Origin of the sequence: Photobacterium galatheae (assembly GCF_000695255.1) — a bacterium.
GTDB lineage: Bacteria > Pseudomonadota > Gammaproteobacteria > Enterobacterales > Vibrionaceae > Photobacterium > Photobacterium galatheae.
The window spans coordinates 237,490-258,078 of record NZ_JMIB01000027.1; the positions used below are offsets into that span (position 1 = coordinate 237,490).

Below are 20,589 nucleotides of genomic sequence, written 5' to 3' on the forward strand. Positions count from 1 at the left end.
TATGAAAAATATGACCGACCTGATTCAGAATTTATATCAAGAAAAAATCATCAGGCCACTTGATCTCCAGTTTTCGAAACAAATCAGAAGCCTGTGTTCAATGAATCTGAGTCCAATTGAGCTGGACTTCATCACCTACATCGCTGTGACAACAAGCTACGAATACTCATTGAGCCATATCTGTGTCCCATTGAATAAAATGAAAAAAAAACACGTTTTTGGCCTAAAAAAATATCCGGAAAAACTAAATTCTTTTCTCCCGAGAACAGAAGAATGGGAGATAATACTCGATAAGTCAGGGGTTTGTAGTGATGGAACGAGAGTCACCCCTCTCGTTTTCGACGGCGAGAGAATATACATCTATCGAAACTGGCTCATGGAGAAAGAAGTGGCTGAAAAGCTATTCGAGCTTTCAAAACCCAAGACACTGGATGAAACAAGATTATCAAAAATAAATATAACCCTGAATCAATTATTTCCTAGAGAATATCAATTATTCGATCAATTCACCTCACAAATCGGGGATGACACCTCTGATGACGATATCTTTTCACTCGTCTGTGATTTACTCCATGTGAAGGAAGAGAATATCCAAAAAATAAATAAGATAGCTGTACTCCAGGCCATGAAAAACAGGAATCGGGAAGATATATCGCAGAAAATGAACACGCTGATACCAGAGAGTCTTTGCGTCAACTGGCAGAAAGTTTCCACAGCGGTCGCTTTAACTCGACAACTTTCTGTCATCACCGGTGGCCCTGGGACTGGAAAGACAACCACAGTATCTAAACTACTCGCAGCATTAGCTGAGATACATAAATCTCAAGATTTTACGATAAAATTATGTGCTCCAACCGGAAAAGCGGCAGCCCGATTAACCGAGTCAATTTCAAGAGCCATCGAAAAGTTAACAATCAGTAAACAGGTCAAAAAACGTATACCGTCTGAAGCAAGCACAATTCATCGACTTTTAGGGTCGTTCAACAAAAAGGCAGATTTCAGGTATCACAGAAGCAATAAGCTGCACCTTGATGTTCTCGTTGTCGATGAAGCCTCTATGATTGATCTTGCATTAATGAGCAAGTTGCTTGAAGCCTTACCAGATGAGGCAATCCTTATCCTCTTAGGTGATAAAGATCAGCTGGCTTCTGTAGAAGCAGGAGCAGTGTTCGGAGATATCTGTCAATTTATCAAACGTGGCGTATCAGAATCTCAAAAAAATATTTTAGATCTCATCACACATTACTCAATTCCATATGAACGAGACTCAAATGACTTTAGTGATTCCCTTTGTCTGCTTAGAAAAAGTTACCGATTTCATCAAAACTCGGGGATTGGCCAACTTGCTTTTTCAACAAATACGGGTGATCCACATTTAATAAATCAAGTCATATCAAACGAATATGAAGATATCAATGTGATTGAATTAAACCCAGAAAGTTACAGGTTATTTTTAAAGGATGTCGCAAACGCCTATACGGGTTATCTGAATATGATCCTCAACGGAGAAGATAAACAAGAAGTTTTAAAATCATTCTCTCAGGTAAGGCTGCTTTGTGCCACAAGAGACGGCGAATGTGGTATCAAGGCGACGAACAAAAAAATTGAAATGCTGCTAGAGTCAGGTGGGTTTATCTCCAGACCCAAAACAAGTTCTTGGTATGTTGGCAGGCCAGTCATGATTACAAAAAATGCGCACGCCTTTAACCTTTATAATGGTGATATTGGCATTTGTATGAGAGATATTGATGAAAAGCTCTATGTTTACTTTGAGTCACCCCATGGAGGTCTAAGAAAATTCCTCCCAAGCCGGTTACCTGATCATGAAACTATTTTTGGCATGACCATACACAAATCTCAAGGTTCCGAGTTTAAAAAGACATATCTTCTGCTTCCCGAAAAAATGTCAGCAATGATGACCAGAGAACTTGTATATACGGGAATAACGAGAGCCAAAGAATCACTCACGATATGCTGTTTAAGAAAAATTTTACACAAGTCCTCAGCATTCAAAACAAAGAGAAATAGTGGTCTTGTAGCATTATTATCATCATAAAATCATAGCCCCGGAATTCTTTCTGGGGCTTCATTAACACTTGTAGTCAACATCAACAACCCCGTCTTCAGCCAGGAAAGAAAATGCCTCTGCTAAATTTTCACATAAAACTTCAACCTTTTCATCAGATAAAGGCTTTCTGAATATTCTCTCCCCGCTAATTGCAACAACGATAATATTTTCTTCTTCTCGATAAATATCACTATCTGCAGGAGTAAAACTAATACTTATTTCTGATGGGTTAATTCCAGCCATAACATAAATTTTATTTTTAGCATATATCAAAGAAATTAAATTAAAAAGAGACCAGTAGAAAGAGCAACATCGGTCACTCCTCTTATTCTCGTTAATAATTTTTTTCATCAATAAATAAACATGGGAACTTTATCAGAAAGAATGAGATCAGTAACACGTTTAATCAATTCATCTTTCATAGGCAAGTATTTCTTTGTTTTCCATGCTTTAATCGGATTTAAGTATGGGTGGTAATCATCCACAAGCGTTACTTGAAGGAAATGATATTCATCATAACTTCTAAAGAATGTCTGATTAAATGTTTCAACCTCCATCTTTCTATGAGGCTCAAATGTATGATCAAACTCCAAGTCTTTTGTAAATTTAACATGACCAGACTTGTCCACACCAACACCGACATTGGCCATTGATTCCTTGTACTGAATCTCTAAGGTTGGAATATTTTCGTCTCTCAGTATTTGAGAAAATTCCCCCCTTAACTCTTTTGTCGGAAAACAAATCGCGACCATTGCTCTTTTGGGATGCCCATAGCAACTAGAGCATGTCAGATACCCCTTCCCTCTTAAGGCACCCACTAATCCTCTGATACCTTTTTCAATTTGAGTTTCAAACTCATCAAAGTATGGAGAGACAGTAATGGCGTAATATCTCCCTTGCGAATCGTATCCCCCAAATATTCTGCCGTCTGAAAACTCCTTATTATTTTTTTTGAACGAAATATCATAAATTTCAATGGGTTTAACGTTTTCTTGTTTTTCAACGTTTCTTGCCTCAATCACAACCTCATGAGCTGATATAGGCGACTGAAACATATCAATACTTTCATGAAGGATTTTGTTTTTCTTGCTCATTTTCGACCTGATTTCATACAACCTTTTCAGTTAATATAGGTTTATCTTTTCTCAAAAGCCAAATCAGAGTTCTAAATGAGCCGCCAGGAAGAAGAAGTAGCCAAACGAGAGTTTCTCGATAAAACCGGCAGAAGAGAATCTCGTTATACAAAGATTCCTCTCATTCGAAAGACAATTGATAATTAAGTCTCTATTTATAGAAGCGAAAATTTCTCCTGCTTTCTTATCGACCATTGAACACATTGACAACTGGCATCAGGGTCATGTAGTTGTATGCCAATTGAGCATCTCCCTCAGAATCGAATAGCACGCAACTGGCATCTGTATTTTCCAGCGCCCACATTCCTGTATGCCTTTCTTCCAACCCATAAAATCCAACAAGTTCATCCGTTAATTGAAAGGGCCTATGCATCATTTCATTCTCCTTCTACGTAACATGACACCATTTTCGCCCAGAACTTCCTTTGTAATCATCTGATTTATATTAACTTTCATTGCTCCTTGAGCTAGATTGCAACATTACAATAGAAGCCCCTAAACTGGTAATATAATGACATAGGATAAAAAACAAAGCAGCTTGAAAATACCACGAAGCAAAAATTTCCGATGGGCATCTCATCAGACGATGATGATTCAGCGATAAGCGAAATCAGAGTGCTTGGGTTAAGTATTGATTTGCCGACAGCACAAGTGATACCATAGGCCACATGTTGCTTAATGCGTCATTAAAGTCATGATTTAATTGAACTATCGCGTTTAATTTTTGGGGAAACGATAGCAAGAGAACAACCATGACTTAGCCAACGAGACTTAGGCTGCTCATAGACATTGAAATCAAGGTTTATTTGTCTTTTACTGTACTATTTTCTATATTCTAAGGAAAAACATCCATGGATCTAAATACCCTCCAACAACTCAATACACTCAATCAAGATATCCTCAATGATTCCATCGCATTAAGCGAAGCTGGGAAAGCAGGGAAAATACCCTCGAATCTAAGGCCTGTTGTGGAAAAAGGTCTGGCGCAAGCGACGGTGATGTCATCTCTAATCATGGAAGCACTCATAACAGACGACGATGAATACACACAAGTCATCCAAACACAAGCAACCGCCTTTGCGCAAAACTTGAAAGAAATTATACAAATTTTTGAATAACAGGAGATGAGTAAAGAAAAACAACCCGAATTAGATAAGGAGCTGGAACAAAAGATCGCAAAAGCAAGGGTGCTAGATTCAAAACTGGCATCCTATACAGACGTCAATAAAATTAATAAGAATCTTGCAACAATAGAGAAAGATCTCCCAAGTGATAGAAAAGCTTTTATCCAAGATCTAGAAGATAAGCTGAATCAGCTTATATCAAATCAAGACAAACTTATTTCTACGGCAATCAAAGCTTTGAATCGTATAAAAAAACATGACATACGTAAAAAAATACCAGATTTTCTAGCTAAGCATGGTAAACCGTTACTTAAGGTCGCTGTAGCGACAATCCCTCTTGCATTTATTCCAGATGCGATAGAAGTAGTGACCGCGGGTAAGAATAATTGGGATGCCATAAAAGAGTTGATTTCGATAGATCAATTACAGCAACTCCACAACGATTTCCAACACGCCCGTGATACAATTCTTGAACATATCAATGAAGAGAATATCAAGGAGATTTTTGCTTACGGTATGTGGACTGGTATTGCACTAGAGATGAAACATCAATGTAGTATGCTATTTGAACGCTTATTTGGAGCATATACATCAGGTAAGATAACCACCCAAGCCGGTGAAAAAATTGACACTGCTGCTGTCTTAGCAGCCTACAAGCGCATAGGAGTTGACTTCTACCAAGATAAAATAAATCTAAATGATTTAGAAAAAGTTGTAGCTGAAATAAAGCAGGTCGCTGAGAAAGTGCATTCCTTAGATGAAATTGGGATAATTAATTTTTCGAGAGCCAATGGAATAATAAGTCATGACCAACATACCGAAATGTTAAAAGTCCAAATTATCTCCGGGGTAAAGGACAATACTTACACTCCTCAGCAAACCGAACTCACAGCGTCAGTGGTTCCTATCCTAAATCAGGTCGCAGAAGCGCTCCACCAAACATACCGCTATGATGATAATCAACGGAGAATGATAGCGCTTGCGAAACCGGTAATAAACAACCTTGTTTTTGATAAAGAAGGTTATGAAAAAGTTGATCAATTCATGCGGAAATGCTTTGCTCGCGATGATGGTGGCCATCAAAATCCATCTAACCCTGAATCCACAGTGAATCTCCTTAAAGAGCATATCCTGTCTTCTATTGCTTCAAACGACCAAAAAACCATGAGAGAGTTAGCCAATGTAATACAGGTTACTCAGAACGCTATTCAAAATCTAGAAATCAATAACGCGGCTGATGCAGTATTGGCTGAAGCAGTATTGGAAAATGAGACGAGTGCAACAAACCCGCTTGAAAAATATGATAATCGGGCTAATTTGGTAAAGAATGTTGGTGTTGAAAATATCGCGGCGATAATCCAATCAGGGAAGTCGTTAGAACAAAGTAACAATATGCAAAAAAATGAAAAAGTTGAACTAAGTCGATTAAAGCTATAAGAACAGCAAATTCATTGATAAGAGGGGGTGTAAATCGCCCTCTTCTTTTTATTTTATTGCTCTAACTGCTTTTGCGAGCAGTGATTCAAGTAAAAATTTCACATACGTGTTTTCAGGCACCAGAAATTTCATTCGCGTGATTATCGCACCACAACGTTGACTATCTAAATCTTCCTGCCGATCACCATACGCACGCCATCAGTTCATTCTTACTCGCTTCGCTTCAGTCTCCAATCATTCATCCCTCAACCTGGTGGTTGCTCCAACACGTTTCGATGCCGAACCAGAGAAAGTTTCGATTTACTCAGGCTCTCTCTTTACTCATACATACTCTCCAAATGATTGTCATTCATAGCCCTCATCAGCTCTTTCTTGTATGGCTCTATTGAGAAGTCAGTTCTAAGTAGAATGCCTGATTGCTCACGTTTACCTTTCTGAGCGTGTCTTTTATTTATCCATTCACTTGCCTAAATTGAATGACTTACATCTTCACTGAAGAGGTGCCAGCTTGAGAAATTTTTTACCTATATTATTCACGTAAATGCGTACAGAAATTAAGGCAAACGTGAGATTCAATAATCTTAGGTTCGCCTTTCATGTATTCGTTCACTATATTACTAATGTCTTAATTATGCATAAGATTGAGTCTAATTCTGACCTGCTCTTTGGCTGGATCAAACAGTCGTTTAGCATTGTTTTGACTACTATCCATCGTTTTTCATAAGGTTGGTTCGTAAAAATGTGCGCAACGTGGCATTATTCGGACGACACAAAAAAAAAAGAGCTTTTAATTTCCTTCAATCTATTGCACTCATTGCTCACTGTGGTAATATAGCAACCAATTCTGATGAGGGTTATATTCAGATATTCTAGTCTGTAAGTAATTAATATCCCTCTATTTATCAGAACACCATCAGAAGTATCGCATCACATTAATGAAATAAATTAACACACAAATTGGTTCTAAATTAAGATACTTACAACCTACTAAGATAGGTTTATCAAAAGAAAAATAGGGTGTTTGGGTATATGACAACAGCAAATAAAACTTCTGAAAAACAGCCACAGAAAACGAATCAGGTTACTATCCCTTTCCGCTTCGGAGCCACGACCTCTAAGGCTTCACTTCAACCAGCAATTTACGAAGCCATTCTTACACAAAAAAACGGCGATGTAAAAGCAACTCGATCTTTCATTAAAGACCTCGCCATAGAAGCATGTCAGTCTGATGATGTCCATGACGTTTCTCTTTTCGTCCAGTCGAAAGCATTGGTCCACCTCATGCCACAAGAGATCCAAAGTAACATTTTCTTTAACCCCACTTCAGACGGCCGCCTCCCGATCAGATATCATAACCCTGTCTCCAAAAAGGGAACCAAGATGACAACGCTGACAATCTTAGTTGACATTCTTGATTTCCTTTATGAAGGTTCAGGTCAGGCGATCCATAAAAACTTTGCCATCGCCGTTCACCAGGCGAAAGCCAAGGAGGCGCAAGCGATGAAAGCGGCGGGTCTTGAACCGAAGCGGCAATGTAACGTGAGCCACATCGTGCGTGAACGAATCATTAACCACCTCATGAGCGCCATCGATGCCTGATCAAAAAGTACGTGCACCCTTTTAGCCCTCAATACGAGGGCTTTTTTATATATAAAGATCTAGACACCACCAAACTTAGTGGTAATATAGTGACAATTCTGGCACGACTCGTTTTTAAGTATATGATTTTCTGAGTTTTGTGCTTCTTTATGAGGAAAGTTACCTATGTCCACTAACGTCGTTCATGAAATCGACTTAAATGTAGCTCAGTCTGCGCTCTACAAGATCATTGATTCACAAAAGTCAGCCATTCAGTCCGCTAAAGACGTGATTAGAAATTCATCTGAAATGCAAAGACAAGCAGATGATCTGGATGCTTCTCTTGGTAACACCGAGTTGCAACTCTCGACGTCTATGATCTTAAAAGCAGAAAGAACCATCCGTGCTTGCGTAGACTCATTGCATTACATTCGAATCAATGAATTTGGCTTATGCCGAAAGTGTTGGGATGACATTGAGTACGAAAGATTAAATAAAACACCTTACCTCATCCATTGCTCATCATGTAGTAAAGATGAAGAGCTAGTCGGTCGTCATATCATTGGTGCTCGATAACGAATCATTCATTTGTTGCATTAAGGTAAAAGTTCCCGACAGAAAAAGTTGATGAGGAATTTAAGTTTGAATAGTCCCAAAAAAGAGGTGATCATCACCTCTTTTTATTACCTCTCGTCAGGCATGCATCTAAGTATTTGGTTAATCATTCTCAGCATGGTCATATATTAGATTCGTTGAAACATAAGCGTTTTTTCATAAGACATTTTCTTCAATAAAAACGATCCTGGCCAGTTCAGCGAGATACTGAGTGTTCTGATCACTTGATTCTTTAATGAAGACTCCGTCAATACTATCAATAAATTTCCATCTGATGAGGTTTTTAAAGACCTCCTCGTTACGCCTGTCTTTATAAGCAGGAACAAATCGACTATTTTTAGGTAATTCTAACAAAGGCTTATGGAATAATTCTGCTAGATAATTATAGCACTCAGCGACAATCCTCAAATCTTGATGGCCTAAATTTGACATCACGAGAGACCACACCTGCGCCTGATCAAACTTGGCATTCGGTAATACGCCAGAGAAAATATGATGAATCATATCGAGATCTGGCAAGAGGAGATTAAAGGGTGGAATCTGATATCTTAAATTGAGGGACTCATAGGCGATAGCTCTCTCTAAAGGGGACTTTCCATAGAGTGTTCCTGCTTTCATGACTAACTCATGAACAACGCCAATTTTAGAAATGTACGCATCATAGTTATCAGAGAAATCTCTCTCAGAAATAACAAGTGAACTTTCAATTTGACCACCGGCCTTTCCTTGAATAATTTTTAAATGATTTTCTTCTGTGAAGTTATAAAAGAAGCCGGCCTGTTTCGCTAAATCCCAGACTTTCTTAAATCCAGAGCATTCTTTCTGGGCAAACTTCATATATTCTTCTTCAGGCAGCAGCTTGTAATGATACCAGCCTGCATTACAATACCTCAGATACTCACACTGAACACAGGCATCTCTTTTTAAGGTCAGCTTCTTCGTTTCTTCACCGCTGTTTTCAAACAAGACTCTCGTGGCCCAAGCTTCATCGTCGATAAATATAGGTTTAAATCCGCCAACCATATCACCCATGGTTTGGTTAGCATTAAAATGAGTCAGACCATTTGGCTCAATGCTGAGATCGTATTTGAAATTCCCGTTACACTGAAATGCTGTCCCGTGGCTCAAAGCCCCATACATCTCTTCCAAAGGTGTGAACGTTGCATTTCGGCGGTTTTTGGCATATTGAAACTTTGTTAAGAAGTCAGACATTTTGTCAAAATTCACCATATTATGCTTAAAAAACTCTTTTCCTGAACCATATGGAGATAATTGCTTGATTGAGTAGTCCGTGATCCCAAGCGGATCAAATTCTTCAAGAATCGCTTCAGGCTCCATATCGCAAACCGTTTTGGTAAGGATGATATCAAGGATCTTTTCTTTGGCATGAATCGAGGCTAACGTCTCTTTAAACTTTGGATACATCTTATTGTTGTGGCCAAATCGATTCGTATCAGGCTCCCAAGAGGTATAAAGACAAAATAGATCATGATCTCCATATTGGTTAAACAAGTCTGTGTAACGCTTATCCTTATATATGAGGTTTGTCAGGAAGTTGAGACTCCCCTTTTTCTCACAGCGTTTATTGATTCCTTCTATTCTTTCCAGCGTATAAGGAAGCAACTCTTCCCAGAACTCAAATGGCATCATGGTGGTTTCGCCTCCAATCACCTCCCATTCGATATTCTTCAGCCTATGATCGATATCGATAAGTTTCTCAACCTGATCAAATACTTTTTTATAGTGTTCTACGGTTATTCTTTCTTTACTTTTAAAAAGCTCCGGTTCGATATAACAATGCTTACACTTCAACGTACAAGAACGATTTGTTGTAATCGAAACATTTAATTGGTCTATAAATCTATACACACCTTTTTAACGAAAGATAATCCGTTAATTATGCCGCGTCAAACAAGAACGATACGACTGATACATAAGATAAACCTAAACAGTAATACGTTCGATTATCCAAAAAATTTATTTCATTTTCCTCATTCAGAAGTCGATATTAAATGTGAACATCTTGATATCACCTACCTCATCATAACCAAAATTCAGTCCAAGAAACTCTGAGCTCATAACCCCGATCCCACACCCTAAAACATCAGCAGCCAAATCTGAGCCAGAAAATCCTCGATAGTCTATCTCGTCATAAATCTCTTTTGCTGTCCCCATGAATAAGCACGATGCCAAAGCCTTTTCGTAGTTTTGAAATATTTCGTTTGCCGTAAATCCAATCACACCCGATGTTGTAAGGTGTTTCAACTTATCATTTTCCATGGCAGAAGATGACACGGTAGGCAGTATCACCACGACCATCAGTGCCATTTTTTTTATTGTATCCATACTAGGTTTTTCAACAAGAATAATGACATTCAATCTAAAAACCTACCATGACATATAAAATTAAAAACAAAAGTTACTCACATTGAGAGTTTTATTTCCAACGCTCAACCATACAGTCACAGATAACTGCAACTCTCCCCAAAAGGCGGTATATCAGGAAAATATGTGCTTCCATTGACAAGAAATACACTCGACCAAGAAAATAATCCCTTCAATGAAGGAATTGACGAGCAGTAACATTGCCTTCGTGACACTTTTGGCACGATCGAACTCAATCCTTTCCGGTATCATAAATAATCATCTATTTCTCAGTGATAAATCACAAATGTTTTGCCATATACATTCACGAGAAAATTTTATTCATCTGTGTTTTATAACGTATTGCTTTTATATTTTCACAGCAATATAATGACTAACGAAGCACAAGCTTCAGACCTATTCAGCACCCAATGTTGAGTTGTGTCTTTTTTAGAACCTTAGAAGGCCGCATTTTGCGGCCTTTTCCTTTAGATACTCGAAAGAATCAAGATGACAAAATCGACATAAAGCATGTCATTGACAAACCTCTTGCTCCGAAACGCAGTCACTGTTGCAAAATATAAGACTCGTTTACATCTTTACATCACAATTCATGTAGCTACACAGATAAACTTGGATCATATTGTGAAGCATCTCCTAGATAATTCCCTAATTTTGTTGCTAATATCTACTCAGGCAGCGTAATACCCTCACGTTCTGTCGCAAAAAAATGAAAATCTATGTTTAGAATTAACTCTGATCTTTATGTGAGTGATTGCGGGACCAAATATGCAATTAAGCATAGTGAGCGCCAGTGGGATGTTGGTGAAGTCGTCTCACTCCGCTTAGTCAAAGACCAATCCTCCGCATCGAACGCCTTGTTTAAGGAAGGAATTCCTGTTTACTTCGTTTACTTTAGTGATTTTTGCCTGGGTTATCAGCTGATTCTTGATGAAGATCGTCTTAGAATTTCTAACGCGATTGCCAAAAAGTGGCTAAAGCCACGTCGATATCATGAACTTGAAAGGAAAATATCTAAAGCTCTACACGATCGAACGGCTGAGCTTGATCAGTTAGACAAAGAGTACGGACTGATTGAAATCAATGCTCTCAGTAACAAACTCACGGTAAGGCAATTGCTCGCTTTACTCTCTGCGAAAGAAGTGGGGTGCAAGCTCTTTGAGCAGAATCATCGTGGCTGGTCAATTTCAATCCCAGAAAACGTTAAGCTGAAGTCAAGCGCCTTAGACTATCGGCTTCACGATCACGATATCGAACATATGAAGTCTCAAGGGTTCCTGGAGCCTAAAGAAACGCATGTATACTCTATTGTAAAGTATCCTCAAATTTCCCCTCCGTTTGACCTTAGCAAAGCGCTCTATGCTCAGCAAAAATAAACAGTAAGCGCTCTCATTTAAGCGCTTATTGCCAGTCTAGGTAACTCGCCACCACAAGGATAAATGGCAAAACTGCGCTCTCCAGGCTCTCATTAACTCAGATCACTTTCCCCTTTCGCTCACGCCTTTGAGCTCTTGATTCGTCCTTATCCTGTCTGATGGCTTGAGGCATCGTGAGCAGGCAAGCAAGCTATCTGGAATTCTCACATTTTCTGAAAGCTTCGCGATTATGTCTCCCATTTACAGAGATATTGCGGCAAAATAGAGACAAGTCAATTTTGGAGTATACCGCTGTGAAAAATGTGATCAAATACACTTATAAAGCGAATGCACTTTTTGCGCTCGTTCGTCGAACGCGTTACATTAAACGGTGGTCGCTGATGTTCAATGTATCCGAGGAAAACGTTGGGGAACATAGTCATGAAGTCGCCATTTTTGCTCATGGTATCGCTGTGATTGGCATGAATAACTTTGGTCGCGCGTACAATCCTGAACGTATCGGAATGATTGCGGTTTATCATGAGCTGAGTGAAAGTGTCCTTGGCGATCAACCTACGACGCTGAAACATGCTACTGAAGAAACGACAGCCTTCTTTAAAGGGATTGAAGGAGAGGTTGAAAAAGACATCGTTGACACACTTCCATCCTCTATTCGTAATCATATGGCCAGCCTCACTTTATCCAGCCAATTTCTTGAACATGAAAAAGACATTGTTAAAGCAGCAGACTTACTGAGCATGCTTCTTAAATGTGATCATGAACTGAGTCTGGGAAATAGAGAGTTTTCTTCTGCAAGAGATAAAGTCTGGAGAAAATTCCAACACTACATCGAGGTTTACCCTGAGGTGAAAGAGTTCTACGAGATCCATATGACTCAGCACCAACAGACGATTGACGGACTCGTAAACCTTTAACCTAGCGATGAGCCACTGGAAAATTTTCATCTTGCGGCTCTCTTTATATGCCATGGTGATGCTCATCAGCCCACTTCAACTCATGACGAGTCACACGAGTGCATTCAATGACTGTCCCACCTGAATTACAAAGCGGGGATGGATGCTGCCGATTAAACAATCATTTTTTCATTCGATATGAGCATTACTTCACGAATATTCGATCAATCCGCTCGGAATAGCCTGAGGGAGGTATGAAGAAAAAAATGCCTCCATTCACTTCGGAGGCATCTAATAAAATGACTGACAAACAAGAAAGCGCTGTTCAATGCAATCTTGTTGTCAGCATATTGCCATGGCAGTCACTCAGAATCAATGAGAACTGATGGATATTGCCCATCATTTTGTAAAATATTTGGTCGCTCCAGTCCTTCTCCAATACCCAGCGTTAGAACAGAGATACCCTGCACGACCGCCACTCACCACGAAAAGCGGTTTCTCGACCGTTCTCTTTGGTATTGGTTATATTGATTACTGTCCCTACATTGCTATATTTAAGTTAAGCGCTTAATACAATTATGAAAAATATAAAGTTAATTCAATACACTATTTTTGTTGCAGCTCTCGCTGCCCCAATGTCGGCTTTCTCGTACAACCACCTCCCTTTGGCGACCTATCAGAGTCATGTCACAGTGGAAGCTCAATCCCCGAACCATGTCATGAAGGCAGTACAGTCAAAAGATCTCAACTCATTACTGTCTTACTTGGAGTCTGGCGACCCTCAAGCTCAGCTTTATGTCGCAGAGCAGTTATACGAATCGGCAATCAGTCCTGAAGAAAACATCAGGCAATCATTTCTTTTAACACAAGCTGCCGCAAAACAAGGAAATAAGGACGCACAAATAATTTTATCGAAAATGTACTACCACGGTGTTGGCACAGACATTAACTACGATCGTGCTTTCGGTTGGATGGCTCACTTAGATGAAACGACAGAAAACCTGGAAGCTATCCTGGAATATGCGGAAGTTTACCTATACGGGACCGAGAAGATTGAACCGAACATCCCGTTAGCCATCCATTGGCTCAAGAAGGCAGCAAACAGGCAGCACCTTCCCTCTATCATTGATTTGGCTGAAATCTTCGAGAATGGCGTTTGGATAAAGCCGAACGCTGTCAATGCCAAGTATTATCGGCTTCAGGCAGCGAAGATGGGAGATGCCAACTCTCAACTCATTGCAGCAGAAAATTACTATCATGATGAGGATTACCAGAATGCATTTGAATGGTTCAATCGTTCTGCAGCCAGCGGAATGAATGAGGCAAAGATACAAATCGGCATCATGTACCTCCATGGACTTGGTGTCTCTCATGATCCGATCAAAGCTTATGTTGTCTTATCTGATGCGGCATCCGATGGCGATCATGAAGCCAAAAAAATGAGAGACCTCGTAGCCAAATCCCTGGATGTCGACAGCCTGATTGAAGCAAGAAAAGCCACGAGGCTGTTTATGCAATCCAAGGTTCTCTGACAAGTCAGAAAATGATCAGTCGTCAACCCAAAGAGGTTCCCAACATGCGAACCTCTTTTTAATCTTCACGAAAGTCTCTTTCACCAACATGGATGAGCGCTTTGCCAAATCGCGACACTCATTTCCCCTGACACCGCTTATCAAACTTAATTGTATTCCTTTCGGAACCTGACACGATAAGCCGTCAAAACAAACCCATTTCCGCCATCATCGCGTACAGTCACTCTCAGGCACCAGCGATCTAAAATATCGCTTGGCTCGCCTCTCATTTGCTATGGGTTATATTGGACTTTACTTTCAGTTAAAGATTTGAGCGAACGATATACACATTCTTTGCTGAGTTTATCTGGAGCAATTGGGTCGCCTATCTTAATTTTTAGCTTCCGTAGCCATTTTCCAAGCAAAGGTTTTTTCTTCGATCTTGAAAAATATGAGCCATACACACCCGATAAACCAACAGGGATGACAGGAACTGGTGTCTTCTTGATCACATACTCAATCCCCCCTTTGATCTCTTGAAGCTCTCCGTCGTGGGTGATTCCCCCTTCAGGGAAAAAGACAACTAACTCGCCATTCGATAACGCCCCTTCGATTTTTTCAAAGGCGCTCTTAAAATAATGCATAGATTCCCTTGGGCTCGCAATGGGGATGATACCAGCGCGTTTGAAAAACCAGTTTAAATACTTGTTCTCGTAAATTTTGTACCACATAACAAATTTCGCAGGCCTTTTACTGATCGCAAGAATCAGAAGTGCATCAATGTAGCTGACATGATTCGGGGCGATCACCGCGGCCCCTGTTTCTGGGATGCCCTCGATTCCATTGGCATCAATTCTGTATAGCAGTTTGACTAAAAGCTTTGATAGGTAATGAGCAATCTTATACATAATCATTTCGAACACTGTTTTTTATTTATCCTATTACACTCTTCACCATTTAGCAACCCGACCGTGAGATCAAATTCAAGACCGTTATGAGCACATTCAGTTCTCACCTTTTCTGTTCCATCCTTGCCGAAACACAATGCTCACGCTGTTCAAACTCAGAAACCTTGTTCTGAAAGACTTTTCTTGTTGCTACAACAATGACCAAAATAAGTCTTTCCATTTATTTACAATAAGTTAACTCTTGATTGGTATGCAACTTCTCTCACTAAACTTCATCTTTTGGGGTAATTCAGCTACTTTTTCCACTAGTGAAAAAGCCTTCTAATGCTCAAAAATATTTTCGTTCCCATGCCGATTCTCATGCAGAAAGAGAGCGACAACGCGTCGTTGATGAATTCAAAGTATTAGATGCCCGTAATGATAGAACTCAGCTTCACTTCTGTACTATTCAAGCTTGGTACATGAAAAAACATCTCCCGAGTTTAGCGATGATTAAAATTATTTATATCATTGAAAAACAATCGAATTCACTTTTGTTTTTACAAAACTTTATCTTTCAGTCAATTACCAGATCAATGAATAAAGTATTACCATTAATTAAGCTTTAAAAAAATATATCAAAATATGAATAAAAATATTTTATATACACTGATTGCATTACTCAGCTTTTCAGCCCACTCCTTTAAGTTCGATAAAAAATACACCATGCGTCAGCCTGACGCATTATCTGACGGCACTCATAAAGTTGCCAAAGGTGCACAGGTCATTGAAGAAACAACCTCGAATGAAATGAAGCTAGCTGTTCTTCCCAAGGGTGCCATATTCCTGTTCATGGGTACTTGCCCTCAAGGAAGCAGCGCTGTAAGAGAGATGGCTGGAAGGACTGCCGTCGGGGCTGGCCCTCTTAATGATGGCACCTTATCTCATCACTATAGAATCAACGAGCAAGGTGGTTCACAAAGGCATAAGCTCACTAAATCTGAAATGCCCCGACATCAACATATTATGGCTTGGGGTGAGACCTATAGAGATAAAGATTGGTCGCCGTATGGTGTTGCAGGTGGTAGAGGATATATCGGAAGCGGAGACAGTGATAGAGATAACTACAGATACCTCAACAGCCCAGAAGGTGGCAGTCAATTCCATGAAAACCGAATGCCATATCGCGTGATGAACTACTGCATGGTCAAGTAATATTGAGAGTTCGCGCCATCGTTACTTCTCGATCAGAAATGCCCAGACTGATCATCTGGGCACTTTTTCAACCTAATACGTCTGCGATATAAAAACCGAGCATCCTCGACTCTGATAACCTCTTCGGCCGATGAGGCAACCGCCCCTTCACGTATCTCTCACAAAATTTACTCATGATTTCATAATACTCCGGTGCATTTTCCTTCAGCGGAGTAAGGAGACACTGTAACTGATTCGGTATCCCCAGCCTTGCCTCTGCAATCGCACCTGCAATAGAACAAATCGCATTCGTATCTCCTCCAATGTGGAGGCTATATCGGATCGCCTCCTCAAATGAGTTTGCCTTTAAGCCGATCCAAATTGCATATGGGACACTCTCATATGCCAATGTCGTGAACTGATAATGCCGATGCAAAGATGCAAGATTCATGTCTTTGCTGTATAAATTTCCCCCTCCGTGCACATCGACACTGTCTGCAGCGATCTCTTGGTGTATGTCATCAGGACGCATCCCTTCCAGCGATCGAAAGATCGCCAATGCAACAGCCTGTGCTGCAAACACAGCTTCGGGTGTATCGTGTGTTGCTGTTGAACTTTCTTTCGCCATCGCAAAAAGCTCATCTTTACTCGTGGCAACATAAGCCACAGGGGATACCCTCATTGCGGCGCCATTACCAAGTGAGCCTTTCAGGTTTTGGTTTCTTCCGCTCGTACCATGCAGAAAATTTTCACAACCTTCTATATCTGTAGAGGTGTTTCCATTAATATTCATATACTTAATGTGAAGCTCGGTTTCTCGGTATGCCTCGCGGTATGTTTCAAATTTTCCTATGAGCTTCGCGGCCGTCGCGATAGCAAAGAGCGAACCCTCTGTAAAATGGCTTTTTCCTTCAACAAAAAAAGGCAACGACAACCCCTTTGTTGACTCAATTTCATAATGGGAGCCGATCACATCCCCTATCACTGTTCCTTTCATACAATTTTTAAAAAGAATAAGATGTTGCACACCCAAAAATCAAAGAGGGTGGATAAGATATTCACTTGAGATTTGATTTTTATTTGAAATAATTACCCACCTTATTGTGTTTAATCATCTCCTCAAGATCACTCAGTGATCAACATCCAGTTCAATTCATCCTGAATTCAGATAATCAATACAACATTCATATTCGCACATGAAAAGCTGATTTTAGCGCTCTGAACAGATTCAACCGCTATTCTTTAAGTGTCAGAAAAGCCGCCAGCCTCCTATCAACACCCTTTGAACATCAATTTTGTCGGGCTAATCTTTAGATAAAAATGAAGTTCAACGTATCAAAGTATCCTTACCTGATAGCTTGGTTTGTCGCGAATGCATTGAGCCTGTTATTCTTTACGCTATACGCTACATTTTTAACCGACTACAGCCTCACACACCTCTCAGAAAAAGCAGCACTGATCGTCGGTGGTCTTTCTCTTTACCAGTTTTGCGCCATCATGTGGCTCACGGCATTCTATGAAAGAGCCGATCATCGTTTCGTTTATCTGTCTGCTCTGTTTGCCTTGATCACGTGGCATTTTAGCTTCTGGGGGGAATTCTCAATGTTCACCACAGCGTTGGCTGGCGGTATTCAAGGCGATCCTTCATTTAGGGTTTTCGACAAACAATCGACGGTTATGTACCTATACCTGTTTGGTTGGGCTTATGTTTGTGGTAAAGCGCTCACAAGAAAGTTTCACGACTTACAGTTTATGGCGCTCTCTGGTGGTGCCATCTTGGCCATCCTTGTCGGATATCATCTCTTAGGATTCTGGTCCCTTTTCGATCAGGCGAACCGATACACTCAGATTCAGGATGAAACCTATATGGCTGAGCTAATCAAGCTCCCTGATTCTGAATTTCCGAGTCAGTGTGACATGCTGGAAGGCGTTGAATGTTTTCGATTTCATGTACTCAGAGACGGATATCCTGATGCGTTACTGAATTATAACGCGGCTTATAGAAACTCAATCGTTGCTTTGGCAAACGACCCAATGACTCAGACTGAAACATTTGGTCATACATACCTCTACAGAGACACCCTCTTCGAGGATAACTACACCGAATACTATTCGCGCTCTTTCTTTTTCGATCAGCGTAAAGGCGTCGTCCACTACGTTATCTCGAACTACTTCGGAGATGTTCCTGTCAATTACCTCACCCTGGTTAGCTGGATGCTTGTCATTGCTGGTGTTTTCTGGAACTGGCTTGTGATCGGGATTGGTATCGAGCACTCAAGAAAATTAGAGAAGAGAAAAAGAAAACCTTTCGACAAGAAAGAAGCATGGATATCAGCGGCAATGATCCTGCTCACGGGTCCATATTTAGCCTGGGCGGGAATGGACTACTTCTTCGCTGAATACACTCACCTACTGTTTATCATAATTGGTGCCATAGGCCTGGCCCTGGTGATCAAGCAGCAATGGAGTGCTGTTGTCTTCCTGGTATCTTGTGCTGTTTTTATCACCCCGTCGATTTATATGTACGTCATTGCTCAAATCAAGGTCTGGGACAGATTGGATATTGCGACCATCGAGTCATACAGCCTGAAAGGACTGGGGTACACTGCCCTTACGATTGCGATCATTGTTCCTGCGATCCTGGCTGGCTTTAGAAAACGTGTTATCCATCGGCCAGAAGCGACGATTTCGTTTGTGTTCCTTGCAGTCGCAGGAAGCTTCCTGACCTATGTCGGGACTCACATGATCTTCCCGAGTCTCCTCTCTGATTCTGAAGCTCTCAGGATGAATACCCTATTGGATTCAGGGAAACCGTTTGTTGCATTCTGCCAAGCGTACAACTTCGATGTTTGCCAGACGGTAAATAACCCTGACTGGAAATGGGCGTTCTATCAACCAATCATGAACTCAATCTGGTACATGCTGATGGCTGGCGTCTTATCGATGACAGCATCATTATTACTGCTAACCAGTTTTGCTCATAGAAGAAAGTCATAGTCTCAGCTTTTTTAGCCAAATCGCGATACATCATCATCCGCTCAAGATGGCAACCGATGGCGATTTGGCTGCGAAGTAAACCAGGCACCGCAATTTCTATTGACTTTGCCAGGCTGGGTTCAACGACAGTTCACTTGTGCCCCCTTCCTTTGAAAAATGTTTTTTCGTTCCTTATACTCCCGACAAAACATAGATAAATCATGATGAAAAGTTTATTCGGGGACTCAATCCTCAAGATCAAAACGTCGGTCAATGGTGACGCATACACCCAGCTTCTGGTTTCTCCGGAAGGGGGGAACAAAGACCCATCCTCCCTCCTTAAGTCCATCCACAGAGCGATTCAAGCCGTAACCATCACAAAAAATGAGAACACAGCCACTTGGTCGAAAAGTATTGCATCTATCGTGGGATTTGTTTCACTCAACTACCCTTACAATTCCGCCTATTGCGCGACCAGCTTTGATGTTCCGTCAACTGATGAGATTTTAAAAACAGGGGGACAATGCTTTCAATTTGTCATCAAGCCCTCTGAGTGGGTGTGTGAGTCTGATTGGGCGAACCCAAAATCTTTCGTGATTGAAATTTCAGACCTGAGAACGGGTTCTATTGTTTTTTCTGGAATACCCGATAAAGACGCCATCAAGGAATTGGAACGTAAATTTAACATTGCATTTGAATCCCTCTAGCCATCAAGGTGCGTGATCACGCGCCTTTTTCTTAATCCAACCCCAAAGAAAAGGCGCTTTGATATCATCGCTAAGTCGCCTCAGCTCGTGGCAAAAAGCACAATTGAGTACATCGTGTATCACTCAAGGCTGAGTTAACTCTACGGTCGTAAAATACCAGATTTCGACGCTTATCCCGGCGCTGTTTCAGCCAGCGTATGTGCATCAGTCTCTCGTGCCTCAGCTTCCGGCATCACCCGGTTATCAGCCGATACATTGCTTTTGATATTCCCGCCCAATCAATAAACGATTCATATGGTAATATTGTGACTAAAGAATATTAGACAATCATCAATTCATGAGAAAATTCACCTTAAGCAAGTGGTCATGGCTATTTGCAGCAACCGTGGCGCTCATCATTACCCTGTATATCATCGGTGTCGCGATAACCTGGCTATTCTGGGCCGCTGTAACTTTCATGGTTACGAAATTCACCTTATTCAATAAACACAATCAATCAGCATCAATGAAGCCGAAAAAGAACAAAGAATCGTGCCATCCTGAATAACAAACGAAGCCAAATTTTGAGCAATGATTTTCCCTCGGAGAATGTTCATGACCGTTCTCCTCAGAGAATGATTGTATTTCAATGACTGTGAAATATAATGCCTTGGTACATGAAGAACCAATATAAGGCCAGGCAATGGAATCACTTTTTCTTTGTAT

At 40.6% G+C, this 20,589-nt stretch carries 18 protein-coding genes; 11 read left to right on the forward strand and 7 right to left on the reverse strand.

Annotated features, from left to right (window positions below):
- Nucleotide 1: 1 nt before the first annotated feature.
- Nucleotides 2–2,056, forward strand: coding sequence for an exodeoxyribonuclease V subunit alpha (gene recD, locus EA58_RS14190; RefSeq protein WP_051642113.1), 2,055 nt, complete (start codon nt 2–4; stop codon nt 2,054–2,056).
- A 33-nt stretch (nt 2,057–2,089) separates the two neighbouring features.
- Here the strand turns inward: recD and EA58_RS14195 are convergent, their stop codons facing one another.
- The 3 genes from EA58_RS14195 to EA58_RS14205 all read right to left on the reverse strand — a co-directional run bounded on the left by EA58_RS14195 (nt 2,090) and on the right by EA58_RS14205 (nt 3,574).
- Complete coding sequence (locus EA58_RS14195; protein WP_036754070.1) at nt 2,090–2,419, reverse strand: hypothetical protein; 330 nt, start codon at nt 2,417–2,419, stop codon at nt 2,090–2,092.
- Entirely contained in the window at nt 2,419–3,162 is a 744-nt protein-coding gene (locus EA58_RS14200) for a hypothetical protein (RefSeq protein ID WP_036754072.1), read from the reverse strand. The genes EA58_RS14195 and EA58_RS14200 overlap by 1 nt, the downstream gene beginning before the upstream one ends.
- Before the next feature lie 223 nt (nt 3,163–3,385).
- Entirely contained in the window at nt 3,386–3,574 is a 189-nt protein-coding gene (locus EA58_RS14205; RefSeq protein WP_152548068.1) for a hypothetical protein, read from the reverse strand.
- A 478-nt stretch (nt 3,575–4,052) separates the two neighbouring features.
- Here EA58_RS14205 and EA58_RS14210 point away from each other — a divergent pair, with 478 nt between their 5' ends.
- The 4 genes from EA58_RS14210 to EA58_RS14225 all read left to right on the forward strand — a co-directional run bounded on the left by EA58_RS14210 (nt 4,053) and on the right by EA58_RS14225 (nt 7,916).
- The gene (locus EA58_RS14210; protein WP_036754078.1) at nt 4,053–4,319 is read left to right on the forward strand and encodes a hypothetical protein; all 267 of its coding nucleotides are present in this window, start codon (nt 4,053–4,055) and stop codon (nt 4,317–4,319) included.
- 6 nt (nt 4,320–4,325) lie between these two features.
- Nucleotides 4,326–5,762, forward strand: a complete 1,437-nt coding sequence (locus EA58_RS14215) for a hypothetical protein (protein ID WP_036754081.1) — start codon at nt 4,326–4,328, stop codon at nt 5,760–5,762.
- A gap of 1,029 nt (nt 5,763–6,791) precedes the next feature.
- On the forward strand, nt 6,792–7,361 hold the full coding sequence (locus EA58_RS14220) for a hypothetical protein (protein ID WP_036754083.1): 570 nt from the start codon (nt 6,792–6,794) through the stop codon (nt 7,359–7,361).
- A 165-nt stretch (nt 7,362–7,526) separates the two neighbouring features.
- Entirely contained in the window at nt 7,527–7,916 is a 390-nt protein-coding gene (locus EA58_RS14225) for a TraR/DksA C4-type zinc finger protein (protein WP_036754085.1), read from the forward strand.
- A 195-nt stretch (nt 7,917–8,111) separates the two neighbouring features.
- Here the strand turns inward: EA58_RS14225 and EA58_RS14230 are convergent, their stop codons facing one another.
- A complete protein-coding gene (locus EA58_RS14230; RefSeq protein WP_152548069.1) occupies nt 8,112–9,767 on the reverse strand; it encodes a radical SAM protein in 1,656 nt (551 codons plus the stop codon).
- A 183-nt stretch (nt 9,768–9,950) separates the two neighbouring features.
- Nucleotides 9,951–10,334, reverse strand: coding sequence for a hypothetical protein (locus EA58_RS14235; RefSeq protein WP_152548070.1), 384 nt, complete (start codon nt 10,332–10,334; stop codon nt 9,951–9,953).
- A gap of 725 nt (nt 10,335–11,059) precedes the next feature.
- Between EA58_RS14235 and EA58_RS14240 the strand changes: the two genes are divergently transcribed.
- From EA58_RS14240 to EA58_RS14255, 3 genes are all read left to right on the forward strand, one after another.
- On the forward strand, nt 11,060–11,716 hold the full coding sequence (locus EA58_RS14240; RefSeq protein WP_036754089.1) for a hypothetical protein: 657 nt from the start codon (nt 11,060–11,062) through the stop codon (nt 11,714–11,716).
- Between the two features lie 293 nt (nt 11,717–12,009).
- The gene (gene yfbR / locus EA58_RS14245) at nt 12,010–12,630 is read left to right on the forward strand and encodes a 5'-deoxynucleotidase (RefSeq protein ID WP_161781058.1); all 621 of its coding nucleotides are present in this window, start codon (nt 12,010–12,012) and stop codon (nt 12,628–12,630) included.
- A 557-nt stretch (nt 12,631–13,187) separates the two neighbouring features.
- A complete protein-coding gene (locus tag EA58_RS14255; RefSeq protein WP_036754098.1) occupies nt 13,188–14,141 on the forward strand; it encodes a tetratricopeptide repeat protein in 954 nt (317 codons plus the stop codon).
- Nucleotides 14,142–14,413: 272 nt separating this feature from the next.
- Here the strand turns inward: EA58_RS14255 and EA58_RS14260 are convergent, their stop codons facing one another.
- Nucleotides 14,414–15,028: a 1-acyl-sn-glycerol-3-phosphate acyltransferase gene (locus tag EA58_RS14260; protein WP_036754101.1), complete on the reverse strand. Its 615-nt coding sequence runs from the start codon at nt 15,026–15,028 to the stop codon at nt 14,414–14,416.
- A 624-nt stretch (nt 15,029–15,652) separates the two neighbouring features.
- Here EA58_RS14260 and EA58_RS14265 point away from each other — a divergent pair.
- Nucleotides 15,653–16,222 (forward strand): hypothetical protein, encoded by a 570-nt coding sequence (locus EA58_RS14265; protein WP_036754104.1) that lies wholly within the window; start codon nt 15,653–15,655, stop codon nt 16,220–16,222.
- A gap of 67 nt (nt 16,223–16,289) precedes the next feature.
- Here EA58_RS14265 and EA58_RS21050 read toward each other — a convergent pair whose 3' ends face one another.
- Entirely contained in the window at nt 16,290–17,198 is a 909-nt protein-coding gene (locus tag EA58_RS21050; RefSeq protein WP_152548071.1) for an ADP-ribosylglycohydrolase family protein, read from the reverse strand.
- A 323-nt stretch (nt 17,199–17,521) separates the two neighbouring features.
- On the opposite strand from EA58_RS21050, the gene EA58_RS14275 reads away from it, so the two are divergent.
- The gene (locus EA58_RS14275; protein WP_036754107.1) at nt 17,522–19,198 is read left to right on the forward strand and encodes a hypothetical protein; all 1,677 of its coding nucleotides are present in this window, start codon (nt 17,522–17,524) and stop codon (nt 19,196–19,198) included.
- A gap of 200 nt (nt 19,199–19,398) precedes the next feature.
- Nucleotides 19,399–19,884, forward strand: coding sequence for a hypothetical protein (locus EA58_RS14280; protein ID WP_036754110.1), 486 nt, complete (start codon nt 19,399–19,401; stop codon nt 19,882–19,884).
- The last annotated feature ends 705 nt before the right edge of the window (nt 19,885–20,589 follow it).

What these genes read in the sequence shown, in the direction of transcription:
- recD (WP_051642113.1), top strand. Translation starts at nt 2, where the DNA reads ATGAAAAATATGACCGACCTGATTCAGAATTTATATCAAGAAAAAATC.
- EA58_RS14195 (WP_036754070.1), bottom strand. Translation starts at nt 2,419, where the DNA reads ATGAAAAAAATTATTAACGAGAATAAGAGGAGTGACCGATGTTGCTCT.
- EA58_RS14200 (WP_036754072.1), bottom strand. Translation starts at nt 3,162, where the DNA reads ATGAGCAAGAAAAACAAAATCCTTCATGAAAGTATTGATATGTTTCAG.
- EA58_RS14205 (WP_152548068.1), bottom strand. Translation starts at nt 3,574, where the DNA reads ATGCATAGGCCCTTTCAATTAACGGATGAACTTGTTGGATTTTATGGG.
- EA58_RS14210 (WP_036754078.1), top strand. Translation starts at nt 4,053, where the DNA reads ATGGATCTAAATACCCTCCAACAACTCAATACACTCAATCAAGATATC.
- EA58_RS14215 (WP_036754081.1), top strand. Translation starts at nt 4,326, where the DNA reads ATGAGTAAAGAAAAACAACCCGAATTAGATAAGGAGCTGGAACAAAAG.
- EA58_RS14220 (WP_036754083.1), top strand. Translation starts at nt 6,792, where the DNA reads ATGACAACAGCAAATAAAACTTCTGAAAAACAGCCACAGAAAACGAAT.
- EA58_RS14225 (WP_036754085.1), top strand. Translation starts at nt 7,527, where the DNA reads ATGTCCACTAACGTCGTTCATGAAATCGACTTAAATGTAGCTCAGTCT.
- EA58_RS14240 (WP_036754089.1), top strand. Translation starts at nt 11,060, where the DNA reads ATGTTTAGAATTAACTCTGATCTTTATGTGAGTGATTGCGGGACCAAA.
- EA58_RS14255 (WP_036754098.1), top strand. Translation starts at nt 13,188, where the DNA reads ATGAAAAATATAAAGTTAATTCAATACACTATTTTTGTTGCAGCTCTC.
- EA58_RS14260 (WP_036754101.1), bottom strand. Translation starts at nt 15,028, where the DNA reads ATGTATAAGATTGCTCATTACCTATCAAAGCTTTTAGTCAAACTGCTA.
- EA58_RS14265 (WP_036754104.1), top strand. Translation starts at nt 15,653, where the DNA reads ATGAATAAAAATATTTTATATACACTGATTGCATTACTCAGCTTTTCA.
- EA58_RS21050 (WP_152548071.1), bottom strand. Translation starts at nt 17,198, where the DNA reads ATGAAAGGAACAGTGATAGGGGATGTGATCGGCTCCCATTATGAAATT.
- EA58_RS14275 (WP_036754107.1), top strand. Translation starts at nt 17,522, where the DNA reads ATGAAGTTCAACGTATCAAAGTATCCTTACCTGATAGCTTGGTTTGTC.
- EA58_RS14280 (WP_036754110.1), top strand. Translation starts at nt 19,399, where the DNA reads ATGATGAAAAGTTTATTCGGGGACTCAATCCTCAAGATCAAAACGTCG.